At 50.3% G+C, this 22,839-nt stretch carries 19 protein-coding genes and 8 tRNA genes; 7 read left to right on the top strand and 20 right to left on the bottom strand.

Going from position 1 to position 22,839, the window contains the following annotated elements:
• Positions 1-40 precede the first annotated feature (40 nt).
• The 7 genes from glpC to BZG23_RS15170 form a co-directional block, all read right to left on the bottom strand.
• Positions 41-1,297, bottom strand: coding sequence for an anaerobic glycerol-3-phosphate dehydrogenase subunit GlpC (glpC, locus tag BZG23_RS15140; protein WP_108743747.1), 1,257 nt, complete (start codon positions 1,295-1,297; stop codon positions 41-43).
• Positions 1,287-2,600 carry a glycerol-3-phosphate dehydrogenase subunit GlpB gene (gene glpB / locus BZG23_RS15145; RefSeq protein ID WP_077607419.1) on the bottom strand — a complete coding sequence of 438 codons (1,314 nt, stop codon included), beginning with the start codon at positions 2,598-2,600 and terminating at the stop codon, positions 1,287-1,289. Before glpB ends, glpC begins: the two co-directional genes overlap by 11 nt.
• Positions 2,597-4,291 carry an anaerobic glycerol-3-phosphate dehydrogenase subunit A gene (glpA, locus tag BZG23_RS15150; protein WP_077607420.1) on the bottom strand — a complete coding sequence of 565 codons (1,695 nt, stop codon included), beginning with the start codon at positions 4,289-4,291 and terminating at the stop codon, positions 2,597-2,599. The genes glpB and glpA overlap by 4 nt, the downstream gene beginning before the upstream one ends.
• 290 nt (positions 4,292-4,581) lie before the next feature.
• Entirely contained in the window at positions 4,582-5,265 is a 684-nt protein-coding gene (locus tag BZG23_RS15155) for a YoaK family protein (RefSeq protein ID WP_077607421.1), read from the bottom strand.
• A gap of 8 nt (positions 5,266-5,273) precedes the next feature.
• Entirely contained in the window at positions 5,274-6,041 is a 768-nt protein-coding gene (locus tag BZG23_RS15160; protein WP_108743748.1) for a glucosaminidase domain-containing protein, read from the bottom strand.
• A 95-nt stretch (positions 6,042-6,136) separates the two neighbouring features.
• Positions 6,137-7,429 (bottom strand): ATP-binding protein, encoded by a 1,293-nt coding sequence (locus BZG23_RS15165; RefSeq protein WP_077607422.1) that lies wholly within the window; start codon positions 7,427-7,429, stop codon positions 6,137-6,139.
• 33 nt (positions 7,430-7,462) lie between these two features.
• A complete protein-coding gene (locus BZG23_RS15170; RefSeq protein WP_077607423.1) occupies positions 7,463-8,170 on the bottom strand; it encodes a response regulator in 708 nt (235 codons plus the stop codon).
• Between the two features lie 249 nt (positions 8,171-8,419).
• Here BZG23_RS15170 and BZG23_RS15180 point away from each other — a divergent pair, with 249 nt between their 5' ends.
• Positions 8,420-9,007, top strand: coding sequence for an outer membrane beta-barrel protein (locus tag BZG23_RS15180; RefSeq protein ID WP_077607425.1), 588 nt, complete (start codon positions 8,420-8,422; stop codon positions 9,005-9,007).
• 308 nt (positions 9,008-9,315) lie between these two features.
• A complete protein-coding gene (locus BZG23_RS15185; RefSeq protein ID WP_046075229.1) occupies positions 9,316-10,485 on the top strand; it encodes an MFS transporter in 1,170 nt (389 codons plus the stop codon).
• A gap of 146 nt (positions 10,486-10,631) precedes the next feature.
• On the opposite strand, the gene BZG23_RS15190 is transcribed toward BZG23_RS15185, so the two are convergent.
• A complete protein-coding gene (locus tag BZG23_RS15190; RefSeq protein WP_241837225.1) occupies positions 10,632-11,516 on the bottom strand; it encodes a sterol desaturase family protein in 885 nt (294 codons plus the stop codon).
• 159 nt (positions 11,517-11,675) lie between these two features.
• Positions 11,676-11,766, bottom strand: a tRNA-Ser gene (locus BZG23_RS15195).
• Between the two features lie 182 nt (positions 11,767-11,948).
• Between BZG23_RS15195 and BZG23_RS15200 the strand changes: the two genes are divergently transcribed.
• A complete protein-coding gene (locus BZG23_RS15200; RefSeq protein WP_046075234.1) occupies positions 11,949-12,308 on the top strand; it encodes a HopJ type III effector protein in 360 nt (119 codons plus the stop codon).
• 73 nt (positions 12,309-12,381) lie between these two features.
• On the opposite strand, the gene BZG23_RS15205 is transcribed toward BZG23_RS15200, so the two are convergent.
• Entirely contained in the window at positions 12,382-13,368 is a 987-nt protein-coding gene (locus tag BZG23_RS15205) for an arginine deiminase-related protein (RefSeq protein WP_077607426.1), read from the bottom strand.
• Between the two features lie 331 nt (positions 13,369-13,699).
• Between BZG23_RS15205 and BZG23_RS15210 the strand changes: the two genes are divergently transcribed.
• Positions 13,700-14,671, top strand: coding sequence for a sensor domain-containing diguanylate cyclase (locus BZG23_RS15210; protein WP_046075236.1), 972 nt, complete (start codon positions 13,700-13,702; stop codon positions 14,669-14,671).
• A gap of 25 nt (positions 14,672-14,696) precedes the next feature.
• Here the strand turns inward: BZG23_RS15210 and BZG23_RS15215 are convergent.
• The 7 genes from BZG23_RS15215 to BZG23_RS15245 form a co-directional block, all read right to left on the bottom strand.
• Positions 14,697-14,772: transfer RNA gene (locus tag BZG23_RS15215), tRNA-Gly, on the bottom strand.
• Between the two features lie 135 nt (positions 14,773-14,907).
• A tRNA-Met gene (locus tag BZG23_RS15220) sits at positions 14,908-14,984 on the bottom strand.
• A 37-nt stretch (positions 14,985-15,021) separates the two neighbouring features.
• Positions 15,022-15,097: transfer RNA gene (locus tag BZG23_RS15225), tRNA-Gly, on the bottom strand.
• A 36-nt stretch (positions 15,098-15,133) separates the two neighbouring features.
• Positions 15,134-15,210: transfer RNA gene (locus BZG23_RS15230), tRNA-Met, on the bottom strand.
• A 37-nt stretch (positions 15,211-15,247) separates the two neighbouring features.
• A tRNA-Gly gene (locus tag BZG23_RS15235) sits at positions 15,248-15,323 on the bottom strand.
• Positions 15,324-15,474: 151 nt separating this feature from the next.
• Positions 15,475-15,551: transfer RNA gene (locus BZG23_RS15240), tRNA-Met, on the bottom strand.
• Between the two features lie 28 nt (positions 15,552-15,579).
• Positions 15,580-15,653 (bottom strand) — tRNA-Cys (locus BZG23_RS15245).
• 324 nt (positions 15,654-15,977) lie between these two features.
• On the opposite strand from BZG23_RS15245, the gene BZG23_RS15250 reads away from it, so the two are divergent.
• Positions 15,978-17,486, top strand: coding sequence for a M28 family metallopeptidase (locus BZG23_RS15250; protein ID WP_077607427.1), 1,509 nt, complete (start codon positions 15,978-15,980; stop codon positions 17,484-17,486).
• 97 nt (positions 17,487-17,583) lie between these two features.
• Here BZG23_RS15250 and BZG23_RS15255 read toward each other — a convergent pair whose 3' ends face one another.
• The 3 genes from BZG23_RS15255 to BZG23_RS15265 all read right to left on the bottom strand — a co-directional run bounded on the left by BZG23_RS15255 (position 17,584) and on the right by BZG23_RS15265 (position 20,292).
• Positions 17,584-18,219, bottom strand: a complete 636-nt coding sequence (locus tag BZG23_RS15255) for an alpha-ketoglutarate-dependent dioxygenase AlkB family protein (RefSeq protein ID WP_443216296.1) — start codon at positions 18,217-18,219, stop codon at positions 17,584-17,586.
• Positions 18,220-18,266: 47 nt separating this feature from the next.
• Positions 18,267-18,875, bottom strand: coding sequence for a 2OG-Fe(II) oxygenase (locus tag BZG23_RS15260; RefSeq protein ID WP_046075459.1), 609 nt, complete (start codon positions 18,873-18,875; stop codon positions 18,267-18,269).
• A gap of 121 nt (positions 18,876-18,996) precedes the next feature.
• A complete protein-coding gene (locus tag BZG23_RS15265; protein ID WP_077607428.1) occupies positions 18,997-20,292 on the bottom strand; it encodes an NAD(P)/FAD-dependent oxidoreductase in 1,296 nt (431 codons plus the stop codon).
• A 298-nt stretch (positions 20,293-20,590) separates the two neighbouring features.
• Between BZG23_RS15265 and BZG23_RS15275 the strand changes: the two genes are divergently transcribed.
• Together BZG23_RS15275 and ltaE are read left to right on the top strand one after the other, a co-directional pair.
• Entirely contained in the window at positions 20,591-21,634 is a 1,044-nt protein-coding gene (locus BZG23_RS15275) for an ABC transporter substrate-binding protein (protein WP_046075456.1), read from the top strand.
• Positions 21,635-21,803: 169 nt separating this feature from the next.
• Positions 21,804-22,814 carry a low-specificity L-threonine aldolase gene (gene ltaE / locus BZG23_RS15280; protein ID WP_077607429.1) on the top strand — a complete coding sequence of 337 codons (1,011 nt, stop codon included), beginning with the start codon at positions 21,804-21,806 and terminating at the stop codon, positions 22,812-22,814.
• Positions 22,815-22,839: the final 25 nt, after the last annotated feature.

A 22,839-nucleotide genomic window follows, 5' to 3' on the forward strand; every position in this document is an offset into this window, starting at 1 on the left:
CGCCACCCGATGCGGTGGCGCTTTTTCTTTGCGGCGACGTTCAAGACGCTGCTGGCTCTCCAACCGCCATCGCCAGCACACTCACCGGATGCAAGGCTTCCAGCGACGTGTTTTCTTCAATTTGCCATTTACAGGTTTCACAGTCGGTGATCGCAAAGTCCGCCTGCGCGGCTTCAATCTGAGCAAATAAGCCACTACCAATGGCAATCGAGGTTTGATAGTTCTCGGTTTTAAACCCATAGGTACCGGCCAAGCCACAACACTCGCTATCGAGTACAATCACCTCTAATCCCGGGATCAAACGCAATAGCTCAATGGTAAACATCGCATTACCACTTCGCTCCAAGTGACAAGGGGTATGGTAAACCACCCGCTTGTTAATTGGGTTGAGCTTGGGCATCTCGCCATTCATGGCCGCTTTGAGTAAAAAGCGGGTCACAAAGCTGATTTGCCCTGCCACATGAGCGTTATCCACTCCCAGTACATGGGGATACTCTTCTTTTAACGTCAGCGCACACGATGATGAAGTGGCGATCACTGGGCGTTGCTCGGCAACCGCATCGGCAATCATCGCGGTATTGGCGGTCGCGTTGCGGCGCGCTTTATCGTAAAAGCCATTGGCAATTAGAGGCACGCCACAGCACTTATGTTTCTTGAGCAATTGCACGCCATACCCCATCGCATTCATCACTTTCACTAAGTCTTTACCAAGCTGCGGGTTGTTAAAATTCACATAGCAACCGTGGAAGTAACTGACTTGTTTGGGATAATCCGCTTGTGCCGCCGCTTGGCTTTTCATCCAGCGCCGAAAGGTGCCAAAAGAATACTTGGGTAGAGATTTATGTTTATCCACCCCAATCGTGGCATGCATCACCGCTTTCACCGGTTTCAGATCGGTCATCACATTTACCAGTGGCGCGACTGGATTAGCAAGCGTGCCAAACAAGTCGGTATGGCTCAGCACGTAATCACGCATCAGCTTAGGATTGATGTTTTTCTTGCCGTGTTTGCCACGCGCCACCGCGATAATATCGCCAATTTTTACCCCGGAAGGACAGGCGGTCTCACAGCGTTTGCAGTTGGTGCATAGCTTGAGCAGGTCATCATAATACTCAGGGTTTTTGATCCGCAGGCGCTCACCATCTGGGCCGCACTCTTTGGGACCAGGATACGCAGGATTCGCTTTTGATACCGGACAATACACAGTACAGACCGTGCATTTAATGCATTGGTCAAAACTGGTGGGTTGCGGCGCATGATCGCTATAGTCACGCTGTTTCAGCCATTCAGTTAGCATGGGACGCCTCCTTAGCATTCGCCATCACAGCGAGCGCACGTTGCGCGGCGGCGTAGCCGGTTGCAATCGCGACGCCACCGCCACAGCCTTCATAGACGGGATCGTAACCACTGAGTACCGCGCCACACACAAACAGGTTTTGGCAACGTTTGCCGCGTGCGGTGGGCCGCAGTTGGTTGTCGGTGTTAATGCCAAACGCCATAAAGGGGTGGCTTTGCTGACTGAAAAAGTCGTCGTTACGCCACTCGCTCCGATCAGGGCTTTGCACCATATCTAACCCCAACGTCGGTTCGCTCACCTGGGTGCGGTCGGCATTGAGACCGCGGCTAAAGTAGCTGCCCGTGGCCAAGATCACCGCCTCTGCGGTTAAGGGAATATCTTCTAGCTGACGCGTATGCAAGGCGGTAAGGCGACCGTTGTCGTCAAACTCACCGCCGGTCACTTGATCGCCACGCAGCAATATCCCACCCGCGCTAGCAAAGGCCCGCTGTAACGCACGCTCAATACGGATCCCCAGCAGCGAAGGCGGCATGGTTGGCACTTCGTGAAAACAGCGATCGGTGCGCTGTTTCAGCGCATCCATACCTCGCTCACCCGCCACATCAGCAATGATGGCGGGTAAAATCACCAGCTCATCTGGGCCGGATTGCGCAATTAACTGCTCGCACAGGCTGTCAAACGCCTCAGGTTCAGCCAATAAACGGGAAAGATCCACCGAGCGTAGCTCGTTGCGGTTACGGCGTAATCGCTCAGCACCCGGAATCGACAAAGTAATGGTGCGACTTGGGCAGGATGCAAAATCACGCTGGGCGGTAATGGTATCTTTCGCTAAGGTCGGCTGTGCATCGCGATAGCCTTCAATGGCGACAAAACAGAAACCAGAGAAACGTCGCGGGCCGCGATGCTGATACACATGCCCTTGCGATAGCCACGTCGGTCGCACAGTGCCCAGAGGCGTAATACGGCCGTGGTTGGCATTATCTTCTTGGTGATACAGACACACCTTTTGCGCGCTCAATTGATGTTGGAACCAAGCGAGTGACTGGGTAATCTCATCTACACTGACTTTGGCATACGGATGCTCAGGATGTTGGCGCACCAGTTTCGGAATCGCTTCAAAAGGCTGACTGACCGGCTCGCCATTGGGGAAATGGCCCAATACATCAATCGAGCCTGACGAAAAATGCAGCGCGCTTTGTCCGGCGCTAATCATCACGGTTTTCTTGCCCGCTTCCAGTGACCGCAATGCGGCAGTAAACCCGGCAATGCCGCCACCAATCACTGCGATATCGTAGTGGATCATTGTGATACCTCCTGATCAGCCGCTGATGTCGATGTAGCACGCTTTATCTCAGCGCTACTGTGTGGTGTCTTCGGCGGCGTTGGCACCTCACCGGCGCCAAATAATCCTTGATAAATCCAATAACTAAATTCGGCTTCGCGTAGCGCGTCCCCCCAAAAAATGGGTTTCACGCCTTTCCAGCGCTCTTCAAGAAAGTCCACCAGCAGCCCTGCACTGGCTTGGCCATCTATCCCAGCCAGTTCACTGAATAAGCTAGCGGCACGATAGCTGCACAGCTCGCCCTGACAAGGCCCCATACCCAGACGGGTGCGCCGACGCAGATCGGTGAGATTTTTCACATCCAGCGATTGAATCGCATAGTTCACCTCGCCCTTGGTCACCATTTCGCATTCGCAAATTACCGCTTGGCTATCGTCACTTTCATCTAAAAAATGGCTAACGCGCTCACCATGACGGTAATAGGCGGATTGATAGACAGGTTTCACCAAGCTGGCACTGGCTTTACGGATCCCTTTAGAAGGCTCAGAGCCCGGTAGCGGACGGGTCGCAGTTTGGCAACGGTTGCGGTTACCCAGCTTTTCAGCCACCAAGTCTGTGGCTTGCTCGGCCATCAAACGATAGGTCATGAGCTTACCACCAGTGATAGTGATCAAGCCTTCCAGCCCATCGCGTGCTTGGTGGTCGAGTAACACAATGCCACGACTGATATTACGGCCACTGCCATCATCATCTACCGAAACCAACGGCCGTACGCCCGCGTAGGCGCGCAACACGCGTGTATTGGCCATAATGGGGGCGAGCTTAGCCCCTTCGCGCATCAGCACATCCACTTCTTGTGGCGTCACCGCTAGCTTGTCAATCTGATCGTACTCGATGTGCTCAGAGGTGGTGCCGATTAAGGAAATGGTGTCACCGGGCACCAAGATGTCAGCGTCTGCCGGCTTACGACAGCGGTTGATCACTCGGTTGTTAATCCGATAGTCGAGGATCAGCAATGAGCCCTTGGCGGGGAACATTTTGATATTCAGATCGGCATACTCGCAGATTGTCTGCCCCCAAATTCCTGCGGCATTGATCACTTGCTTGGCCATAATGGCAAAACGCTCGCCGGTGAGGGTATGCAAACACTGGACACCTTGCACCGTCGCCCCTTGACGAATTAATCCCATCACTCGGGTATGGTTAAACACTTTGGCGCCATGCTCTTTGCCGTCCAACACATTCGCGGCACACAAGCGAAACGGATCGATAATGCCATCTGGCACCTGTACCGCGCCAATCATCGCTGGATTCGCGTTGGGTTCGAACGCTAATGCTTCACGTGGTGTCAGTTTTCGGGTCGGAATACCGGCTTTATCGCAACTGGCAATAAAGGTGTCTTGGTACGCTAAATCATCTTCCGGCAAGGTGATAAAGAGTCCGCTGGTATCTTCCACGCAGTGGCGAGCAACGGATTTAAGGATGGTGTTTTCTTGAATGCATTCACGGGCCGATTCGGTGTCTGTGACCGCGTAACGAGCTCCAGAATGCAGCAAGCCATGGTTGCGCCCCGATGTCCCAGCCGCGATATCGTCACGTTCGAGCAAAATGCATGAGATGCCACGCAGTGCGCAATCTCGCATGATGCCGGTGCCGGTTGCACCCCCACCGATGATGACCACATCCGTTTCAATATACTGGCTATTTGGCATGGGGCCTCCTTGTTACTGTATCGTAACGGGAGTGTGGCATTTTCCGTGTCACAAAGACGGCGAGATCATCACATAATGCGCGAATTCGAAACGCAAACTCACACTTGTTTGATTTAAGACAAACTTTTAGCCGCCAAAAGGCGCGCGAATGGTGACACGGGAAACCACCGCCACAAGGAGCTGGCTCGACAATCACCGTGAAGAGTGGGTGAAATGATCAAAATCGATGCGATGCACAACAAATACATTAAAAAATGCGCGAAAACGCGCATTGTTAATAGGTTGTATAATTACTTGCTGCTGGTGCCGGTCACTAAACGCTGGCGTGTCATATACCCGCGATAACACAGAGCCACCACAAAACATAACCCTGCGGGAAACAGCAGGGCAGCAAAATGGAAGTGCGCAAAGAGCGCTGCGCCCACTACCCCGCCGACGATAAAGCCAGACGTGATCAGTAAAAAGAGCATCAGTTTGCGCTTATCCACTGGATTGCCGCGCAGCTTCCCCCCTAGCATCAATCCTAAATCGGTAAAGATGCCGGTTAAGTGGGTTGAGCGCACAATCGCGCCGCTGTAAGTGGTCGCCATCGCATTCTGCAAGCCGCACGCTGCCGAGGCTGCCAATTGACCAATGGCAAACCCGCGAGACAGAAAATAAAACGCCACCATAATCAGCCCAGCTTCAACAAACAGTGCCGAGTCATAATGACGGCCCAATTTAAGTGTGCTGCCATGCAATAAGCATCCGGAAATCGCGGCACCGAGGAAAAAAGCCAACAATAAGCCACCCAATTGGATAACTTGTGTCCATTGGCCTGCAAACAACCCCGAGCCAAATTGCGTCGCGGTGCCTGACACGTGGGAGACGGCTTGATGTTCAAAGCCCAACAAACCGATCGCATTGATGGTACCGGCGATCAGCGCTAACACAAACGCCCCGGCTTCAACCCACCGAGGCAAACGGGTAATCATTGGCTTTCCTAGTCGTTATTGGATGCGGAGGATGGCGGGTCGAGCCTATCCAGTTGGTTGTGGCGGATCATCGCTTGTAACTCGTCCACATAAGCTTGGCCTCGCTCTGAATAGCGTACCAACCCATTGGCAAGTGCTGCACCTGACAGCGGTTTATTCTGCTCACGCAGGTTGGCGCGGATTTCGCGTAGCCCTTGGTAGGCGGCATGGGTATTCAAGTTGTTGATGTAGCTTTGTACCGAGGCTTGCGGGTTATCAAAGGCTGCGACTTCGTGCACTTTTCCTTCCGCACGTTGCTTGGGCACCAGTCCACAGCCTTTGCTGAAGCACCACTGGCCGAAGTAGTTATTCCCTTCCCGTGCAAACCGCGACGTGCCCCACGCACTCTCATTCGCCGCCTGCGCTAACACTAACGACGGCGGAATGATATCCACCCGTTGGATCAGTGCCATCCAATCCGCGTCGTGGCCGACATCAAAGTCTGCCAGCTCATACTGTTCGGCAAGTGCTTGGACGCGCTTTATTTCTCGGCTACTTAACTCACTCTTACGTGCATGCCATGCCAGTAATGCGGTGCGATCCGCCAGTATTTGGCTATTAATGGCATTAACAACAGGCGTGAAGTAATCAAAAAACGCCTGCTTGCGCTCTGCCCCTGCGGCAAAAGATTGAAAATCAGGAACAAGGGGAGCTTGGGGGCGCTGACACGAGATCAAAATAGTGATGGTCACAGCAAAAATAGCCATGCCGATAAAGACGAAGGTACGATGTTTCATAGTGCCCCTAGTGTTGTCGGTGTGGGCGGTATTATACGCGAAATACCTGATGGCGACGAATGCCGCCCTTTCAGCTTAGCACTGGCAGCGTGACATCATGTTTTCATGGGCAAGATGACCCGAAAACATGCGCCGCCTAAATCACTATGGTCAATCTCAACATGGCCGCCGTGGCGGGTGACAATTTGTTTGACGATCGCAAGCCCCAAACCATAGCCGGAACGCTTTTTATCGCGGGAACGATCCGCACTGTAAAAGGCATCAAAGATAAACGGCCAGTGTGATGGGTCAACGCCCTCACCATCATCGTGGACCGCAATCACCAGCTGCGTGTCCTCACAATACACACGCACGGCTATTTGACTGGTCGCATACTTCTCCGCATTACCAATTAAGTTGGTGAGCACCCGTTTTAGTAGGGGTGGATCCGCCTCAATACTGGGCAAGTTTTGCGGGGCATCCAAGCTCACGGACTGAGTGCTCAGCGTTTGCCAACGCGGCCATTCCTCGTGTAGCCACATCGCAGTATTCAATGTCTCCGAGTTAAAAGGTGTATTGGGGTGATCGACACGTGCCAAATAAAGTAGCTCGTCAATCAATCCTACCATTTCATCTGTATCTTCAACGATGCTGACGATTCTCTGTTGCTGCTTGGGGCCCAGTTGGCTCTCACTCAACAATTCAGCTTGCCACTGGATCCGAAATAAAGGCGAGCGCAATTCGTGCGCAACCGCATTGGTTAGCGCTCGACGACTACTGACCAAACTAGCAATTCTGTCTGCCATATGATTAAAGGTCGCGTTTAAACTACCCACGGTATACTGACTCTTTGTTGACGCCCGCGCTTCTAAATTTCCGCTGGCAAACTGGAGAGCCGCTTGCTCGAGTGACCGTACTCGGCGGCTGAGAAACCGCACCATGAAAAAACTGTAGAGGGCGAAACCAAAAAAGAGAAAAACGAACAGCAGATCTTCATTAAACTCAATTGCCCCGTGTAGCTCGGAATCCACCGCGGTTCGTAAGCTGTAGATTTGCTCCTTATCGGCGAGGCGGAACCATAAGGTTTCGTTTTTATCGTCAAACACCGCGGAAGGATCGAGTTGGTGGGAAAATACCCCATTCAAATGGGACGGAATCGTGCCAAGCTGGTGTACGGATAATGAATATTCGACGTTATCGGCATAGCCTTTTAGCGCGCCTAAAGCCTTTTGTGTTCCGGCCTGTGACTCAATCAACGCTAACATATCAACGACACTTTCAGCCTGTCGCTTCGCCAAGGTCGCCTCATAGTTTTCCGTCAGTTCATACACGAGGTATTCGTAGGTCAATGAGCTCACCATAAAAATGACGATCAGCCCAAAGAAGAATTCTAAATATATCCGACGCATTGCTCACCACTCATACATATTTCTGTTATGCATTTACCATGCATCAGGAACAAATAAGTAACCTTTTCCGCGCACTGTGATAATTTTTTTGGGATTGGAGGACGTATCACCCAGTTTTTTTCTCAAGGTCACAATTTTATTATCTACCGTTCGATCAATACCGTCATACTCAATACCACGTAATGCGCGCGTTAACGTATCTCTTGTATGCACCTCGTCAGGCTGACTTGCCAGGTGCCAAAGCAATGCAAATTCACTGTCTGTCAACGCGATGGGCTCATCGTCTAGCGAACAATAGCGTCTCGCCTCATTGAGTGCCAACACACCATAATTAAGAACACTGGGTTTGGACGAGGAGACCGCAGTGTCGTCTCTAAGCTGGCGCAGTTGCACTCTTACACGCGCCATCAGCACCCGAGGTTTAATCGGTTTACTGATAAAATCGTCCGCGCCAACCTCTAGTGCTGCCACATGATCAAAATCATCATCACTAGCCGTTAGCATCACAATTCTGCCTCTAAATCCATCACGGATTTGTCTGCAGATTGTCAGCCCATCATCACCGGGTAGCATTAGATCGAGTAAAACCAAGTCAGGTTGTGCGGAAATAATATAGTCAGCCGCCCCTGTACCTTCAGCAAGTGCTGTTACGCGATAGTCTTGTGCATCAAAATACTCTGTCAGCATTTCTCGCATTTTGGGGTCATCTTCAACAACCACTAAGTGCAGTTTCTCTTCCATTAACCTTGACCTAGAAAAATAAGCAAACCAAACGCTTTGGCATAAATCATTAAAAACTCAGTGCTTCTACAGATGTAGATACCACGACAGTTATACGACAAATCATGACACTCTGCAGATACATTACCGCGCTCATCAGCCGTAAAGTACCACTCAAACGTTCCCCCTTTAAGCGAACGTTCCCAAAAGCAATGACTATAAGTCATACGTTCTTAAAAAACACCTACGACAAATAATAGGTTCTTTACAATGAAAAAATTAGCACCTTTAGCTTTACTGATTCTCGCGCCAGCAGCTTATGCCTCACCTTATATGGGGATGGAGTTTGGAGCTGGTAGCGCTGATGTGAGTGGCTTAGATAGCAGTGAGTTCAAAAGTGATCTTGAGGACCGAGGAACAGTCAAGCTGTATGGCGGTAAGTATATCACTGACTCAGTACGCACCTACGGCTACTGGCAATCGGGCGCGTCGAGCAAGTCAACGATCAAAGCTGCAGATGAAGAGCTTTCGTTGGAAAATACTGACTATCAATTCGGTATGGGCTTAGACTATGTCCACGAGTTCACTGACAATTTGTACGGTATTGCTGGTGGTACTCTAGGCTACCAACGCAGTAAGCTAGAAATTAAGGACAAAGATGCTCAGGGGACTGACACCTATAACCTCAGAGACTCTGGCCTAGCGAGCGACGTCAATCTCGGACTTGGCTATCGTTTTGACTCCGGTATCGCTTTGGAAGGCGGCCATAAATACGGCTTAACGAAACAAAAGTATGCGGAGGGTATTTCCTTCAAGAACCCAAGTGTGTTTTACCTCGACGTTAACTATAAATTCTAACAAACGATTATAGACGACAGTTGGCTAAACTTATTCGGACAGACCGTTTAAGGTAAGACAAAGACACTATCTCGCCCCTTATCCAAATAGGCATCCACTCAGTGGGTGCCTATTTTTCTTTCAATAGCGGTGATAACGATGCGTGTCCAGTAAAACGGATCAAGTCCACCCCCTATCATAGTTAATTGTTTGCCTTGTAAAAAATACTTGCCTGCTCCTCTACCTATATTTGCTGGTTAGCGTTTTCGCTTAAGTAACACTTTGTTACATTTCCTAGGCATCATAAAGACTCACGCGCTAGGATGACCATGAAAAACATTTTATTTTTACCCATTGCGATGTTTGCGTTCGGTATGGATGCCTATGTCGTGGCGGGCATTATTCCGGAAATTTCCACCAGTTTTCAGATCACTGAAGCCGAGACAGCGCAAATGGTCACAGCCTTTACGTTGTGCTATGCCCTTTCCGCACCAATACTGGCGACATTGTTGGCAAGCTTTCCGACCAAAAAGGCACTCGTGTTATCGATGCTGATGTTTATCGCCGCTAATCTTGTCACCATTTTCAGCACGCACTTAACCATGTTACTAGCAAGCCGCGCGCTTGCCGGCATAGGGGCAGGCATTTTCTCGCCTTTAGCGGCGGCAAGTGCCGCCTCTTTGGTGCCTGCAGATAAGAAGGGGCGTGCATTAGGGCTGTTGTTGGGTGGCATGAGTGCGGGTACCGTTGTCGGGGTTCCCGCTGGTCTTGCTCTGGCGACTTGGCTTGGGTGGCAAGGCGTTTTCGCCGTCGTGATCGGTATCGCGATCATTGGGCTTATTGGCCTGGTGCTGGGTGTTCCTCAGATCTGTGTCGCCCCGCCGCCATCACTAAAAGCACGCGTCGCGTTACTCGCCAGTCGCTCGGTGTCTATGACCATTACGGTCACCTTCTTGACGGCTGTCGCTAGCTTGGGGCTCTATTCTTACCTCGCACCGGTCATTACGGGAATCACACAACAAACCAACCTCACGCCATATTTATGGGTTTGGGGCCTAGGCGGCATGGTGGGCAGCTTCACCATCGGCCATTTAATTGACTGGGTAAAACACCCACGAGCCATCTTGCTCGGGATACTAACACTCATGTCCGTGGCCATCTTGAGCATTCCGAGTAGCTTGGCGCTGTCCTCAATCATTGCCTTTGTGCCATTCTTTTTATGGGGTGCGGCCGGTTGGTCGTCGCTCGCGCCACAGCAACACACACTGATAAGCCTCCAACCGGAGCAAAGTGCCGCAGTTGTTGCGCTCAATAGTTCATCAAACTACCTAGGTGGTGCGGTGGGCACCCTTTTGGGAGGGCTGTGGCTCGGCCACGGCCTCTCGGTGACTCAGCTTGTCTATGCCGCCGCGGCAGTTGGTGGCGTAGCAATCGCTATTCAAATCGGGATTCTACGCCATAACACTCACTCCGTGATAAAAGAGTGCAAAAGCGCTTAGCCAGACAAGAGTCAACTCGGCTCATCTCTTAAACGTTACGCATACTTGCCTCGATAAGAAGGAGTGCTACAGATGGTGTTGTTAGCATCTGATCATAAGGAGTTATATCCTCAAAATATGTTCGCTTGCAGCAAGGAAGCAAACCACTACGTCTTACGTGATACTGGCTCGTGTGTCGTGTGATTTTGTGCTTGTTCTGGCGGTGCAAACAAGCACTGCCATCGTTGCCGAACGCTCAGATCGGGCTGCGTGGCGTCTCGCCACATTTGTTGCCATTCGGCAAAGGTCACCACCAGAGGATTGAAACTGTTCACTGGCTTAGGGATCCCATAGCAAACCGGTTCAGATTCCGGCTCGAAGGTGCCAAATAATTTGTCCCAAATGATTAAAATGCCCGCGTAGTTTTTGTCGATGTACTGAGGATTCATGCCATGATGAACGCGATGATGAGACGGGGTGTTAAAAATCCACTCCACAGGCCCGAGTGTCTTTATCCATTGAGTGTGAACAAAAAACTGTAACCCTAAATTCAGCAGTACAACAAACACCACCCATTGCGGCGGAAACCCAATCACCACCAGGGGCAACCAAAACAGCCACATCCCTGCCAGCGGGTACATTAAGCTTTGGCGAAACGCGGTGCTAAAGTTCATCCGCTCAGAGCTATGATGCACCACATGCGCCGCCCACATCCAGCGAACACGATGGCTGGCCCGGTGAAACCAGTAGTAACAAAAATCCTGCGCGATCATCAGTAATAAAAACAGGCTCACCGACATCTCAATGTCGAACAGCCGCCAGCCAAACCACCACAAATAGACCTTGGCAATCAGCAAGCCGGTCAGTAAATCTACAGCTTGATGCAGCCCCGCCAAGGTAAAATTGCAAAGCACTTCCGGCACGTAATAACGGGCATTATCGCCCAATTTTCCGCGGCGCAGCGCTATCCAGTACTCCCCCAACATGCATAAGAAGAACACGGGAGCGAGCACAAGCAGCAGCCATTCGGGATGGGAAATCAGTTCGGTCACGGGGCCTTTATCGCATAGTACAATCTATTAACATATTAGGGGGTTCTGCCCAACCTGTAAGGAAAAGCATCACCAAGCTGTTAGTTTGCGCACAAAAGGAGAGTAAGCGGATATATAGATACAAAAAAGCCGCTGATTACTCAGCGGCTTTTCGATATGTGGCGGAGGGACAGGGATTCGAACCCTGGAAGGGCTATTAACCCTTGCCGGTTTTCAAGACCGGTGCTTTCAACCGCTCAGCCATCCCTCCGAACAGGGTGGTATACTAATGTTGGCCCGAGTTAATGTAAAGCACTGCAACAAAAATTTTGGTTTAAGTGATGGATATTTATCCATTACTCGCGTCGCTTGGCTTCACATTGGTTAAACAAGTTGGTACAACGTGCATATACTCTCGACGAGAGCTCGCATGTTATTAACTCAGGAACCGACATGACCTTAGACAGCTTTCTCGCCAAAGTCACGCAAACCCCAGATATGGTAATGTTTGACGAGACAATGGCGGTGATAGATGCACATTACGACTACGCCCCTACTCGATTCACTAACGGTGATCTCGCCAATAAGGCAGGCCAGAACACAGGCTCTTGCAAAGTACTCGCATTCTGCCAACTTCATGAGCTCACGGAAGCGCAGACGCTCGCCTGCTTTGGGGGGTATTATCGCGAAGACGTGCTGAGCAATCCTTCGGGGACGGATCACAAAAACATTCGTAACTTTATGGTCACCGGATGGAAGGGGGTCTCATTTGACAAAATGCCACTCAAGGCCAAAACACGCGCGCACTCATAGCCTCAATAGCAACGTAAAACGGCGACTATTCGTCGCCGTTTTGCCTATCAAACCGACATTTTAACCAAGGCCTTTAACCCGACATCGCGGCTTGGTGACGAGGTAGAAAGACTTCTCCCATCATACAACGCACGCTTCCCCCACCCACGGTTTCAATTGTGTTGACATCGATAGGTACCAGTTTACCAAATTGGCGCAGCGTGCGTTTTTGCTCTTCGGTAAAAGCACTGTAAGCAGACAGTGACATGACGATGAGCGATTCACCGTGGCGATTGCGCAATTGTAGAATATTGCCACAAAGCTGGTTCATTTGTGACTCACTAATGGATACCAAGGTTTTATCTTGGCTCAGTGTGTTACACACGAGGTCGCGCTGCCCAGCTTCGATCACCTCATCGCACACAACGGCAAACTCTTCACCCACTGCCATCATCACATTGGTATGATAAACGGGATTGCCATCGCTCATCTCCGTGTTGAAACTCACGACTTGTCGCATGCCCACCTTTGCCGCCCACTCAGTTAGCAAAATACTGTCACAACGGTGTGAAAGCGCCGCGTAAACACGCTGGTTGAGATGGTCGATAACCATCGCGCCGGTACTTTCAAGAAACGCATCGTCTTTGTCATGACACTTCACTTTGTGTACGTGATTGACGGCATAGCCTGCACGGTCCAATGCAGCCATTAAGCGCTCGGGTTTCACCTCTAGCTGGCGGTTTGGGCATGCCATGGGATAAAGGTAAAGCTCGCCACTGGGGAGCGTACTAAACCAGTTATTGGGAAATACCGCATCAGGCGTCGCAGGATCAGATTCAGGGTACTCCATGACCACCACATCGATACCGTGGCGGCGGAGGATCATCACCATGTTATTGAATTCGGCCATCGCGCGCGTTTTCACTTCTTCATCCGGCAGTGACGGCGCATGCTGAAAACCATTATCCTCACTCGTTTGTGCATTAAACTTAAAATGAAGCGGGGGCACCATCACCACAGCAGACGCCGCATGCGGATGAGTCAGCGGATATTGGGTATCACAGCTCGCTAAAAACGCCATAAGCAAACCTTCTAAAAACAACAAGTACTAAGAGTATAGAGTCGCTGTCACGCACGCGATCAATCCGGGTGCGTCACCGCCTCTTCCAACAGTGTGAATACTGAATAAGCGATGGAAAATATCATTGAAACAAGTTTTTTACAAACTGAGTTTTTCGGCCTCTCGCCCCCTTAAAAATATCGACAACAAAAAATCATATACCCTTATGACTTAATTGAATTTTTCACCAAAGGCATTCGCATTTCTAACGATATTTACCGCCACTAACAATTATTGCCCCTACCTTGTGTGTGGTTGGCTACAATAGGAGTAGCGACAAGGAGGAAAAGGCATGGAACCGGCACGCCCCACTCATAATGAGCAGCAAAGACTACACGCATTACACGATCTGGGTATATTAGACACTGGACACGAAGACAGATTTGAGCGGATTGTCAGAGTCGCTGCATATGTCTCGGATTGCCCCGTTGTCGCCATTAGCTTGGTCGATGAACAGAGGCAGTGGTTTAAAGCCAAGCGTGGTTTAGCCGTCAACCAAACAAGTCGAAGCGAATCGATTTGTGGTCACGCTATTCAGCAGTTAGAGCCATTAATTGTTGAGGATACTCACAACGATCGTCGCTTTGCTGACAACCCTTTGGTAACCGGTCCTCCCTATATCCGTTTTTATGCAGGCTTTCCTTTTAGCCTAGATAGCGAGCACCTGCTCGGAACGCTCTGTGTCATCGATCATCATCCTCGCGAGCTTACGGATGCCTGTCAGCGCGCGCTGTCAGACCTCGCGCGTATCGTCGAGCATGAATTGATAATGACGCAACAAAATGTCATTGATCCGCTAACAGGCGTATTCAATCGACGCGGCTTTTACCGAGAAGTAAACAGTTATCTAACAGACGATGTTGTCATTGAAGATCAACATACGTTATTACACTTTGATGTTCGCCAGTTACAAGGCGTGAATCAGCGCTATGGCAAGCATGCTGGCGATAAAGTGCTGAAAGAATTTGCTGGCTGTCTAACGGATGTGTTCGGTGACTTAGGCTGGATTGGGCGCCTAGAGGGCTGTGAGTTTGCGGTATTATTGATTCAACAGGATGTCGATGCAGTCGAAGCACAATTGGATCGCTTCTATCTCAGGCTTTGCCGCCGATTATCTTTAGAACGCTATCCGTTTATTTACTCAGTCGGCCTTGCCCACTTTTCGCAGATTGACGAAACCGTCACGCTAGAAACAATGCTTCTAGACGCGACAAGTGATACAAGGCGCTACGCTGTGCCTGAAGAGACACGTCATATTGGATAAAGTTGATGAGGGAAAGCATGGAGATTGGAGCGACATACGAGGTTCGAACTCGTGACCTCGACCTTGGCAAGGTCGCGCTCTACCAGCTGAGCTAATGTCGCTTATTTCTTCAAACGTTAAGTAACGCTTGGAAAATTGGTTGCGGGAGGCGGGTTTAACGCGCCGTGCAACGGCACCGACCGAAGGTCATATTGACTTATGATCAATCGTTAAGTGCGTCTTCAGCAACCTAAAATTGGTTGCGGGAGGCGGATTTGAACCACCGACCTTCGGGTTATGAGCCCGACGAGCTACCAAACTGCTCCATCCCGCGTCCGTAACATCAATTGTTGCTTGATGTGAGCAAAACTTGGAGCGACATACGAGGTTCGAACTCGTGACCTCGACCTTGGCAAGGTCGCGCTCTACCAGCTGAGCTAATGTCGCTTATGCAATTGAGCGTTGCATGACGCTGTGTAAAATTGGTTGCGGGAGGCGGATTTGAACCACCGACCTTCGGGTTATGAGCCCGACGAGCTACCAAACTGCTCCATCCCGCGTCCGTAACATCAATTATTGCTTGATGTGGGCAAAACTTGGAGCGACATACGAGGTTCGAACTCGTGACCTCGACCTTGGCAAGGTCGCGCTCTACCAGCTGAGCTAATGTCGCCTTATGCAATTAAGCGTTGCATGACGCTGTATAAAATTGGTTGCGAGGAGCTGATTTAACGCGGAATGCAATTCGCGCCGTGCAACGGCACCGACCGAAGGTCGTATTGACTTATGATCAATCGTTAAGTGCTTCTTCAGCAACCTAAAATTGGTTGCGGGAGGCGGATTTGAACCGCCGACCTTCGGGTTATGAGCCCGACGAGCTACCAAACTGCTCCATCCCGCGTCCGAATTTTACTGCACTAAGAGAAACATGGAGGCGCGTCCCGGAGTCGAACCGAGGTCCACGGATTTGCAATCCGCTGCATAGCCACTCTGCCAACGCGCCTTAACGCTGCTGCCTCTTGAGTACGGGGAGGCATTCTACGGATTAACGTGATCGAGTCAACACTTATTATTTAAAAAAAGTGTCAGCTGCCTGTTTTGCAAACGAAAACATCAAAATCCACCCAGTTTGCGGATCTTTTCAGCATGGTTTGCCTTTTTATTCTTCACTCCCTGTTTCATCTTCATTTTATCTCTTATTAACATTTTTGTGACAAGTTTTATGTCCGCAATGTGTCTGTCTTAATTTTTAAACAACATGTCTTTTTCCTCTACAGTGAATGGGTTGCAAGGAGTAATGCGACACTATTCAAATCAAGGAGGAAACATGAAATACAAAATGACAATGCTCGCGCTCGTGCTGGCCACCAACTTTGCCCACGCGGGTCAAGGCGACGATAAAGTCTGGATTTCCATTGGCGCTGATGCGCAACAAACGGCACGTCACGCTGGCGCCAGACCGATGTTGTCACACGCTGTTGCAAGCAATGGCAAAGCATGGGTAGGTGAAGTCAGTGAATCGCAACTGGCCGCGCTGTCTCATGAGATGCATGAAAATCACCACCGCTGTGGTGGCTACATCGTGCACACCTCAGCACAAAGTGCCATGGCAGCCAGCAATATGCCGGTGTCCCGCGCTAGCTTTACACCACCAGCTATCAAGCAGCAGGCGCTCGTGACACCTTGGCTGGACCAAATTCAATCAAGTTTAATCGTGAATACCATCGATCGCCTGACCGACTTTCCCAACCGCTTCTACACCACGACATCGGGCGCACAAGCATCCGATTGGATAAAGGCACGCTGGCAATCACTCGCCCAGGGGTTAAACGGTGTGACAATCTCTCAAGTGTCGCACAGTGGTTATAACCAAGCGTCGGTGATGATGACTATCGAAGGCGCAGAAAGCCCTGATGAGTGGGTTGTGATTGGTGGGCATCTCGATTCCACCATTGGTGCACGCACAGACGAGCAAAGTATCGCTCCTGGCGCCGATGACGATGCCTCCGGGATTGCGGCAGTGACAGAGATCATCCGTGTTTTATCGCAGAATGACTTTCAACCCAAACGCAGTATCGCCTTTGTCGCTTATGCCGCCGAAGAAGTTGGACTCCGTGGCTCGCAAGCTATTGCTAACCAATTTAAACAACAAGGCAAAGATGTACGTGGCGTGTTGCAGCTTGATATGACCAACTACCAAGGCTCAGCAGAAGATATTGTCTTTATTACCGATTATACCGATAGCGGGCTCACCCAGTATCTCACTCAATTACTCGATACCTATTTGCCTACACTTAGCTATGGCTTTGATACATGCGGATATGCGTGCTCCGACCACGCGTCTTGGCATCAAGCAGGCTATCCTGCAGCCATGCCGTTCGAAGCAAAATTCAATGACTACAATCCCAATATTCATACCCCTCGCGACACACTCGCCAACAGTGATAGCGAAGGACGTCATGCAACCAAATTCACTAAGCTAGGCCTTGCTTATACGGTAGAGCTAGCCAACGCAGACTCGCAGCCTAATCCGGGTAATAACCTCAAACTTGGGCAGCCTATCAACAACATATCAGGGGATCGTGGCAGCGAGCGCACCTATCGCTACCAGTTAGAGACCACCAGTGATGTTGTCATCCGCACCTACGGCGGTACAGGCGATGTGGACCTTTATGTCAAACAAGGTGGTCAAGTTAGCGCTGATAACTGGGATTGTCGCCCCTATCAAGGCGGAAATAACGAAATCTGCCGGTTTGATGGCGTATCGCCAGGTGAGTTTTCAGTCTTGCTTCGGGGCTATAGGGATTACCAAGACGTCAGCTTGATTGTTGAATAACCACAATCGCTCAAATAGGTAACGGCGAGCGACCCATCGGCTCGCCTTCTTATCAACTTTTTGAGCCACCGTGATTGAAAGGCGTCCGCGTGGCGCCCTATTTGTCAGAGGGGGTAAGGAAGCGAAATGTTAAGTTGATTCGCTCGCTCGTCGGCTTTTTTGTTTTCGGCAAACTGTGCTGCCAATGAGTTTGGGTTGTACCTCTCATCACCAACAAGGATCCGTGATTCAATAAAACCTCTCGCTTTTCTTGCCGCTTAGGATGACGAAAGAGAAAACGGCGGCTCGCGCCCAAGCTGACAGAGGCAATCGTAGGTTGCTCTCCCAGCTCGGACTCATCATCTCGGTGCCATCCCATGTAATCGCTGCCGCTACGATAACGATTTAACAGGACAGTGTTAAAGGGGGTCTGGCACTGCGCCTCTACCCAGCCTTTGAGTTGGCGCAAAGGGTGAGTCCAAGGCAGCGGCTGAAGCGTTAGCCCACTGTAGGTATAAGGATGATCACCATACCATGCCAATAGACGTGGCTGCATCACGGTGCGGCCAAACAACGAAATCGGCAATTGTTGCCACGGCGTTTGTGCAAGTAAGGTTGAAAACAATGTGTCAGCACAGCCCACTGACAACCACTTCGGCCACCAGTCTACCTGAGCATCAGGCATATCAGTGATCGGGTGGCTATCAAATGCCGCATCAGAAAAGAAACTTTGCTGCTCGGGAGGGCGAGCCATATAACACTGCCTTGTTCAATACTGTTAGACAGTGAGTATGGCTGCCGTTAGCGGATTGGATCAACTCGCTGACCGCTCATACCATTCAGTCGATACCAACCTGCAATACTAAAACGCTGCCTTTTGGCTGGAAGCACTTCATGAGGGAAAGCTTCGGATAAAAACGTCACCAATCGTCCCGCTTTCGGCCATAGGGTTTGCCGATGGCTACCGTCAGGGTTGTAAATGACGATTTCGCCCCCGTCTTGTTCAGACCAGTCTTCATTGAGATACAACACGGTGGTCACCTTACGGTTTGACCGTCCTTCGAAGGCATCATAATGCTTGGCATAAAAGTCGCCGGGGTTGTACTTGGCAAAATGCGCTTCATATTCAAACAGCCCCAAAAAAAGATGACGATTAAATGCCTGCTGAAGATCAGCCATTTTTGCTAATAATGCATCCACGGCAGGCTGGCGCCCGCGCTCTAACCAGTGAATTTTATCCCGGCGAATTTGCGTATTGGTGTGCTGTTTTTGTTCGCGCCCAATGGTGGCTTGCGACCATTGGGCCGGTAGGCATGTGTGCAAGTCATGCACCTCTTGCGCTGACAAAAATCCGTCACACACACTGAGTCCATGCGTCGCAATATCATCGATGATAGCCAGGTTGCTCAAACACTTGTCTCCGCCTAGGAATAGAGACGCTACCTTACTGCGTTTAACGGGCAGGACAACATGTGTTATTTATCGTAACCATAAGCAAACCTAATCGATAACGTTATTTCCTTTCAAGATATCAACGGAGTAAATCCTCGAGTTTTGCTTTCCAAATCGCAAGCGCGAGCGCTGGGCTACGTAGCATTTTTGGCGTGGGGATCCAGCCATGCTTTAGACGAGCAAACACATCAAAGCGACTGGCTTGGCCATCGATGGCCTCTGCAACCACTCGCCCCGCAATATTGGTTAATCCAACGCCATGCCCCGTATAACCATGTGCGGTATATATATCATTGCCAAGATGCGCAATGTGCGGCATGTAACTGCGGGTCACGGCAAACATCCCGCCCCAATGATAGTCCATTTTTACCTGGGCCAGTTGAGGGAAAACCTTAGTCATCCGCCGGTGGAGACGCTGGGTCGAATCCTTATATTCTCGATTAAAGGGATGATTGACACCACCAAACAACAAGCGCCCCTCTGCCGTCGGGCGGAAATAATCTAAACAGTTGTTGAGATCCGACATCGCCATGCGATTAGTAATTGGCATGCGCTCCCCGAGCGGTTCGGTAACCGCAATAAACGAGGCAACGGGAAGAACCTTGGCTTGCGCTTGGCGGTGTAACCCCTCTAGATAGGCGTTACAAGCAAGTAAAACTCGAGGTGTATTCACTCGACCTTGAGGCGTGATCACCGCATGGAGTTGCCCCTTAACCAAACGTGTAGCAGGGGTGTGCTCATAAATTTTCACACCCATTTGCGCCGCGGCACGAGCGAGGCCTAGCGTGTAGTTTAACGTGTGAATGTGCGCACTATTGGGATCGTATAATCCGCCTAGATAGCGGTCAGTATTTGCAACATCTGCCACTCGCGCTTTATCCCACCACTGGGCATCAGGATACTGATAACGTCCTTGCTTTAATGCATGCCAGCTTTGCAGCTCTTTTTGCTGCGCGCAATTTAAGGCAAGCTCGATATAGCCGGGTTGAAAGTCACAGTCAATCTGGTGATGCTGGATACGCTCACGCACAATATCAACGGCTTCAACCGACAAGTCCCATAACTGTTTGCCCCAAGCTTGCCCATAGGTTTCGTCAACTTCTCTCAGCCCAAGGCAATATCCCACGAGGCATTGGCCACCATTCCGGCCAGACCCTCCCCACGCCACCGTTCGCGCATCTATAACGGTGACACTGTAGCCACGCTGTCGCAATTCAATGGCGGCATTCAGGCCCGTTAAACCCGCTCCAATGATACACACATCTGCCTCTTGTGTGCCTGCCAAAGCAGGAAATGACAGCGTTTGGTTTTGGCTGGCGACATAGTAATTTGTCACCGCGTTGAAGTTTTTATCAGGTCGAACCGTTTTGACCATGCTCTCAATGGTTACTCTTAGTATTAAAAAGAAAAGGTAGTAAAAAAAGACAAGCACTATGGCTTAGCGCCAACACACTCTCAAAGGCCGCAAATACTGGCACCGTCCTCCCTTTCTGGCAAGCCCTTATTCTCATCACTTTACCCGACCATTTGGGGGAGATGGCGACGGTTATGCTAACGTTAGCAAGGTATTGCACTTTATCCAGGTTGGTAAAAAACTCGTTGACACTAAGGTCAAGTACAATATGATGCGCTCGACGTGTACTCGGCCAGTAAGCCATTGAAGGATCATGACAATGAAAAAAATTTCTCACGGAATCACCGCCACGACACTTGCGCTTTCAGCCATCTTTGCAAGCGGCGTTCATGCAGACGATAAGGTACTCAACCTCTACAACTGGGCAGAATACATGCCAATGGACGTGATTGAAGCGTTCGAAGAGGAGTATCAAGTCGACGTGAATTACTCGACCTTTGAGAGTAATGAAGCCATGTATGCCAAGCTTAAACTCCTAAATAGCGAAGGCTACGATCTGGCGTTTGCCTCAACCTATTTCATTGAGCGCATGGTCAATGAAGAGATGCTCGCCAAAATTGATAAGAGCCAAATTAGCCATTTTAATCAATTGCGCCCAGGCCTACTGGGTCAGCCTTTTGACAAAAACAATGACTATTCGCTGCCGTATGTGTTTGGTGTGACTGGCATTAGCTACAACAGTGATTACGTCGATGGCAGTAAAGTGGCCAAGTGGGCTGACTTATGGCGTGACGACTTCAATGGCCAAGTTATGCTATTGAATGATGTGCGTGATGTGTTTGGCATGGCGTTGAAAGCGCAAGGTCATAGCATTAACAGCACCGAAGAGGCTGAAATTAAACAAGCCTATGAATACCTACGTGAGTTACGCGATAACGTGGTCGTGTACAACTCTGATGCGCCGCATGTGCCGTTTGTCACCGGTGAAGTGAGCATTGGCCAACAATGGAACGGCAATGCTTACATGGCGCAACAAGAAATCGAAGGCATTGAGTTCGTCTACCCACAGGAAGGGGCGATCTTATGGATGGATAATTTTATCATCCCAAAAAACGCAGAACACAAGACCTTGGCACACCAGTTTATCGATTTTATGTATCGTCCTGAGAATCAGGCGAAATTGGTGGAAGAATTTGGCTATCCAGCCCCGAATACCAACGCGGCTGAGTACTTAGAGGCCGAGCTAAAAGAGAACAGCACCATCTTCCCATCCGATGAAGCAGTTAATAAAGGTGAATTCACCAATGATGTCGGTGAAGCGGTGAAAATCTATCAAAAGTACTGGCAGATGTTGAAAAGCTAATCGCGCGCATCTGTGATAACAATCTGTACCAAGGCCTCATCGGAGGCCTTTTTTGTTTTCCAAGTCAATAACCCACATTTGTCACTATTTTTAGTCAATGGGTTTTTGCTATGCTCAGACGTAAACGCGCATTACCCACTTAAATAACTGACGACAAGGACGTTACCCCATGATTGACTTTCGCTCTGACACCGTGACCCAGCCCGATGCTGCCATGCGAGACGCCATGGCTAACGCCCCTGTGGGCGATGATGTGTATGGCGACGACCCGAGCATTAACGCGCTGGAAACATGGGCGGCTGAACGACATGGTTTTGAAGCCGCACTCTTTACCGCCTCGGGTACCCAAGCCAATTTATTGGCCCTGATGGCGCATTGCGAGCGCGGTGATGAGTATTTGTGTGGTCAGCAAGCGCACAATTACAAATACGAAGCAGGCGGTGCTGCTGTGTTGGGCTCGATTCAGCCACAACCCATTGAGAATGAGTCAGATGGAACCTTGTCTTTCGATAAAATCGCCGCAGCTATCAAGCCCGATGACTTTCATTTTGCCCGTACTAAGCTGCTCAGCTTGGAAAACACCATAGGTGGCAAAGTGTTACCTTTGTCCTATTTAGCCAAAGCGCGAACATTTTGCGACCAACATCAACTGCAGCTACATCTTGATGGCGCCAGGGTTTACAACGCGGCTGTCGCCCTGGAGGTGGACATCAAGGCGATCAGTTGTCACTTTGACTCGATGACGATTTGTCTATCCAAAGGGTTAGGCGCTCCTGTCGGCTCACTGCTACTCGGCTCGAAAGCCCTGATTCACAAAGCCCGTCGTCTTCGTAAAATGTTAGGTGGCGGCATGCGTCAAGCGGGCATATTGGCCGTTGCCGGCTATAAAGCACTCACCGAAAACGTGGAACGCTTGGCAGAGGATCACGCTAATGCCCATTACCTCGCCAGTGAGTTGGAAAAACTGAACGACTTTTCCACCAGCGGCTATCCTGTGCAAACCAACATTGTTTATGTCGATGTGGCCGAAACAATCAATCGAACACGCCTGCAAATGCGACTGATGGAAAAGGAGATCCGCGTCTCTCTGTCCGGCAATCCAGCCCGTTTGGTGACACATAAAGACATCTGCCGCGCAGATATCAATACCCTGATCGCTGCGATAAAGGCATCTCACTAAGCCGTTCCAACGCACGATCGTACCG

Source organism: Salinivibrio sp. ML290 (assembly GCF_001995695.1).
GTDB classification, from domain to species: Bacteria; Pseudomonadota; Gammaproteobacteria; order Enterobacterales; family Vibrionaceae; genus Salinivibrio; species Salinivibrio siamensis.

What these genes read in the sequence shown, in the direction of transcription:
- glpC (WP_108743747.1), bottom strand. Translation starts at nt 1,297, where the DNA reads ATGCTAACTGAATGGCTGAAACAGCGTGACTATAGCGATCATGCGCCG.
- glpB (WP_077607419.1), bottom strand. Translation starts at nt 2,600, where the DNA reads ATGATCCACTACGATATCGCAGTGATTGGTGGCGGCATTGCCGGGTTT.
- glpA (WP_077607420.1), bottom strand. Translation starts at nt 4,291, where the DNA reads ATGCCAAATAGCCAGTATATTGAAACGGATGTGGTCATCATCGGTGGG.
- BZG23_RS15155 (WP_077607421.1), bottom strand. Translation starts at nt 5,265, where the DNA reads ATGATTACCCGTTTGCCTCGGTGGGTTGAAGCCGGGGCGTTTGTGTTA.
- BZG23_RS15160 (WP_108743748.1), bottom strand. Translation starts at nt 6,041, where the DNA reads ATGAAACATCGTACCTTCGTCTTTATCGGCATGGCTATTTTTGCTGTG.
- BZG23_RS15165 (WP_077607422.1), bottom strand. Translation starts at nt 7,429, where the DNA reads ATGCGTCGGATATATTTAGAATTCTTCTTTGGGCTGATCGTCATTTTT.
- BZG23_RS15170 (WP_077607423.1), bottom strand. Translation starts at nt 8,170, where the DNA reads ATGGAAGAGAAACTGCACTTAGTGGTTGTTGAAGATGACCCCAAAATG.
- BZG23_RS15180 (WP_077607425.1), top strand. Translation starts at nt 8,420, where the DNA reads ATGAAAAAATTAGCACCTTTAGCTTTACTGATTCTCGCGCCAGCAGCT.
- BZG23_RS15185 (WP_046075229.1), top strand. Translation starts at nt 9,316, where the DNA reads ATGAAAAACATTTTATTTTTACCCATTGCGATGTTTGCGTTCGGTATG.
- BZG23_RS15200 (WP_046075234.1), top strand. Translation starts at nt 11,949, where the DNA reads ATGACCTTAGACAGCTTTCTCGCCAAAGTCACGCAAACCCCAGATATG.
- BZG23_RS15205 (WP_077607426.1), bottom strand. Translation starts at nt 13,368, where the DNA reads ATGGCGTTTTTAGCGAGCTGTGATACCCAATATCCGCTGACTCATCCG.
- BZG23_RS15210 (WP_046075236.1), top strand. Translation starts at nt 13,700, where the DNA reads ATGGAACCGGCACGCCCCACTCATAATGAGCAGCAAAGACTACACGCA.
- BZG23_RS15250 (WP_077607427.1), top strand. Translation starts at nt 15,978, where the DNA reads ATGAAATACAAAATGACAATGCTCGCGCTCGTGCTGGCCACCAACTTT.
- BZG23_RS15255 (WP_443216296.1), bottom strand. Translation starts at nt 18,219, where the DNA reads ATGGCTCGCCCTCCCGAGCAGCAAAGTTTCTTTTCTGATGCGGCATTT.
- BZG23_RS15265 (WP_077607428.1), bottom strand. Translation starts at nt 20,292, where the DNA reads ATGGTCAAAACGGTTCGACCTGATAAAAACTTCAACGCGGTGACAAAT.
- BZG23_RS15275 (WP_046075456.1), top strand. Translation starts at nt 20,591, where the DNA reads ATGAAAAAAATTTCTCACGGAATCACCGCCACGACACTTGCGCTTTCA.
- ltaE (WP_077607429.1), top strand. Translation starts at nt 21,804, where the DNA reads ATGATTGACTTTCGCTCTGACACCGTGACCCAGCCCGATGCTGCCATG.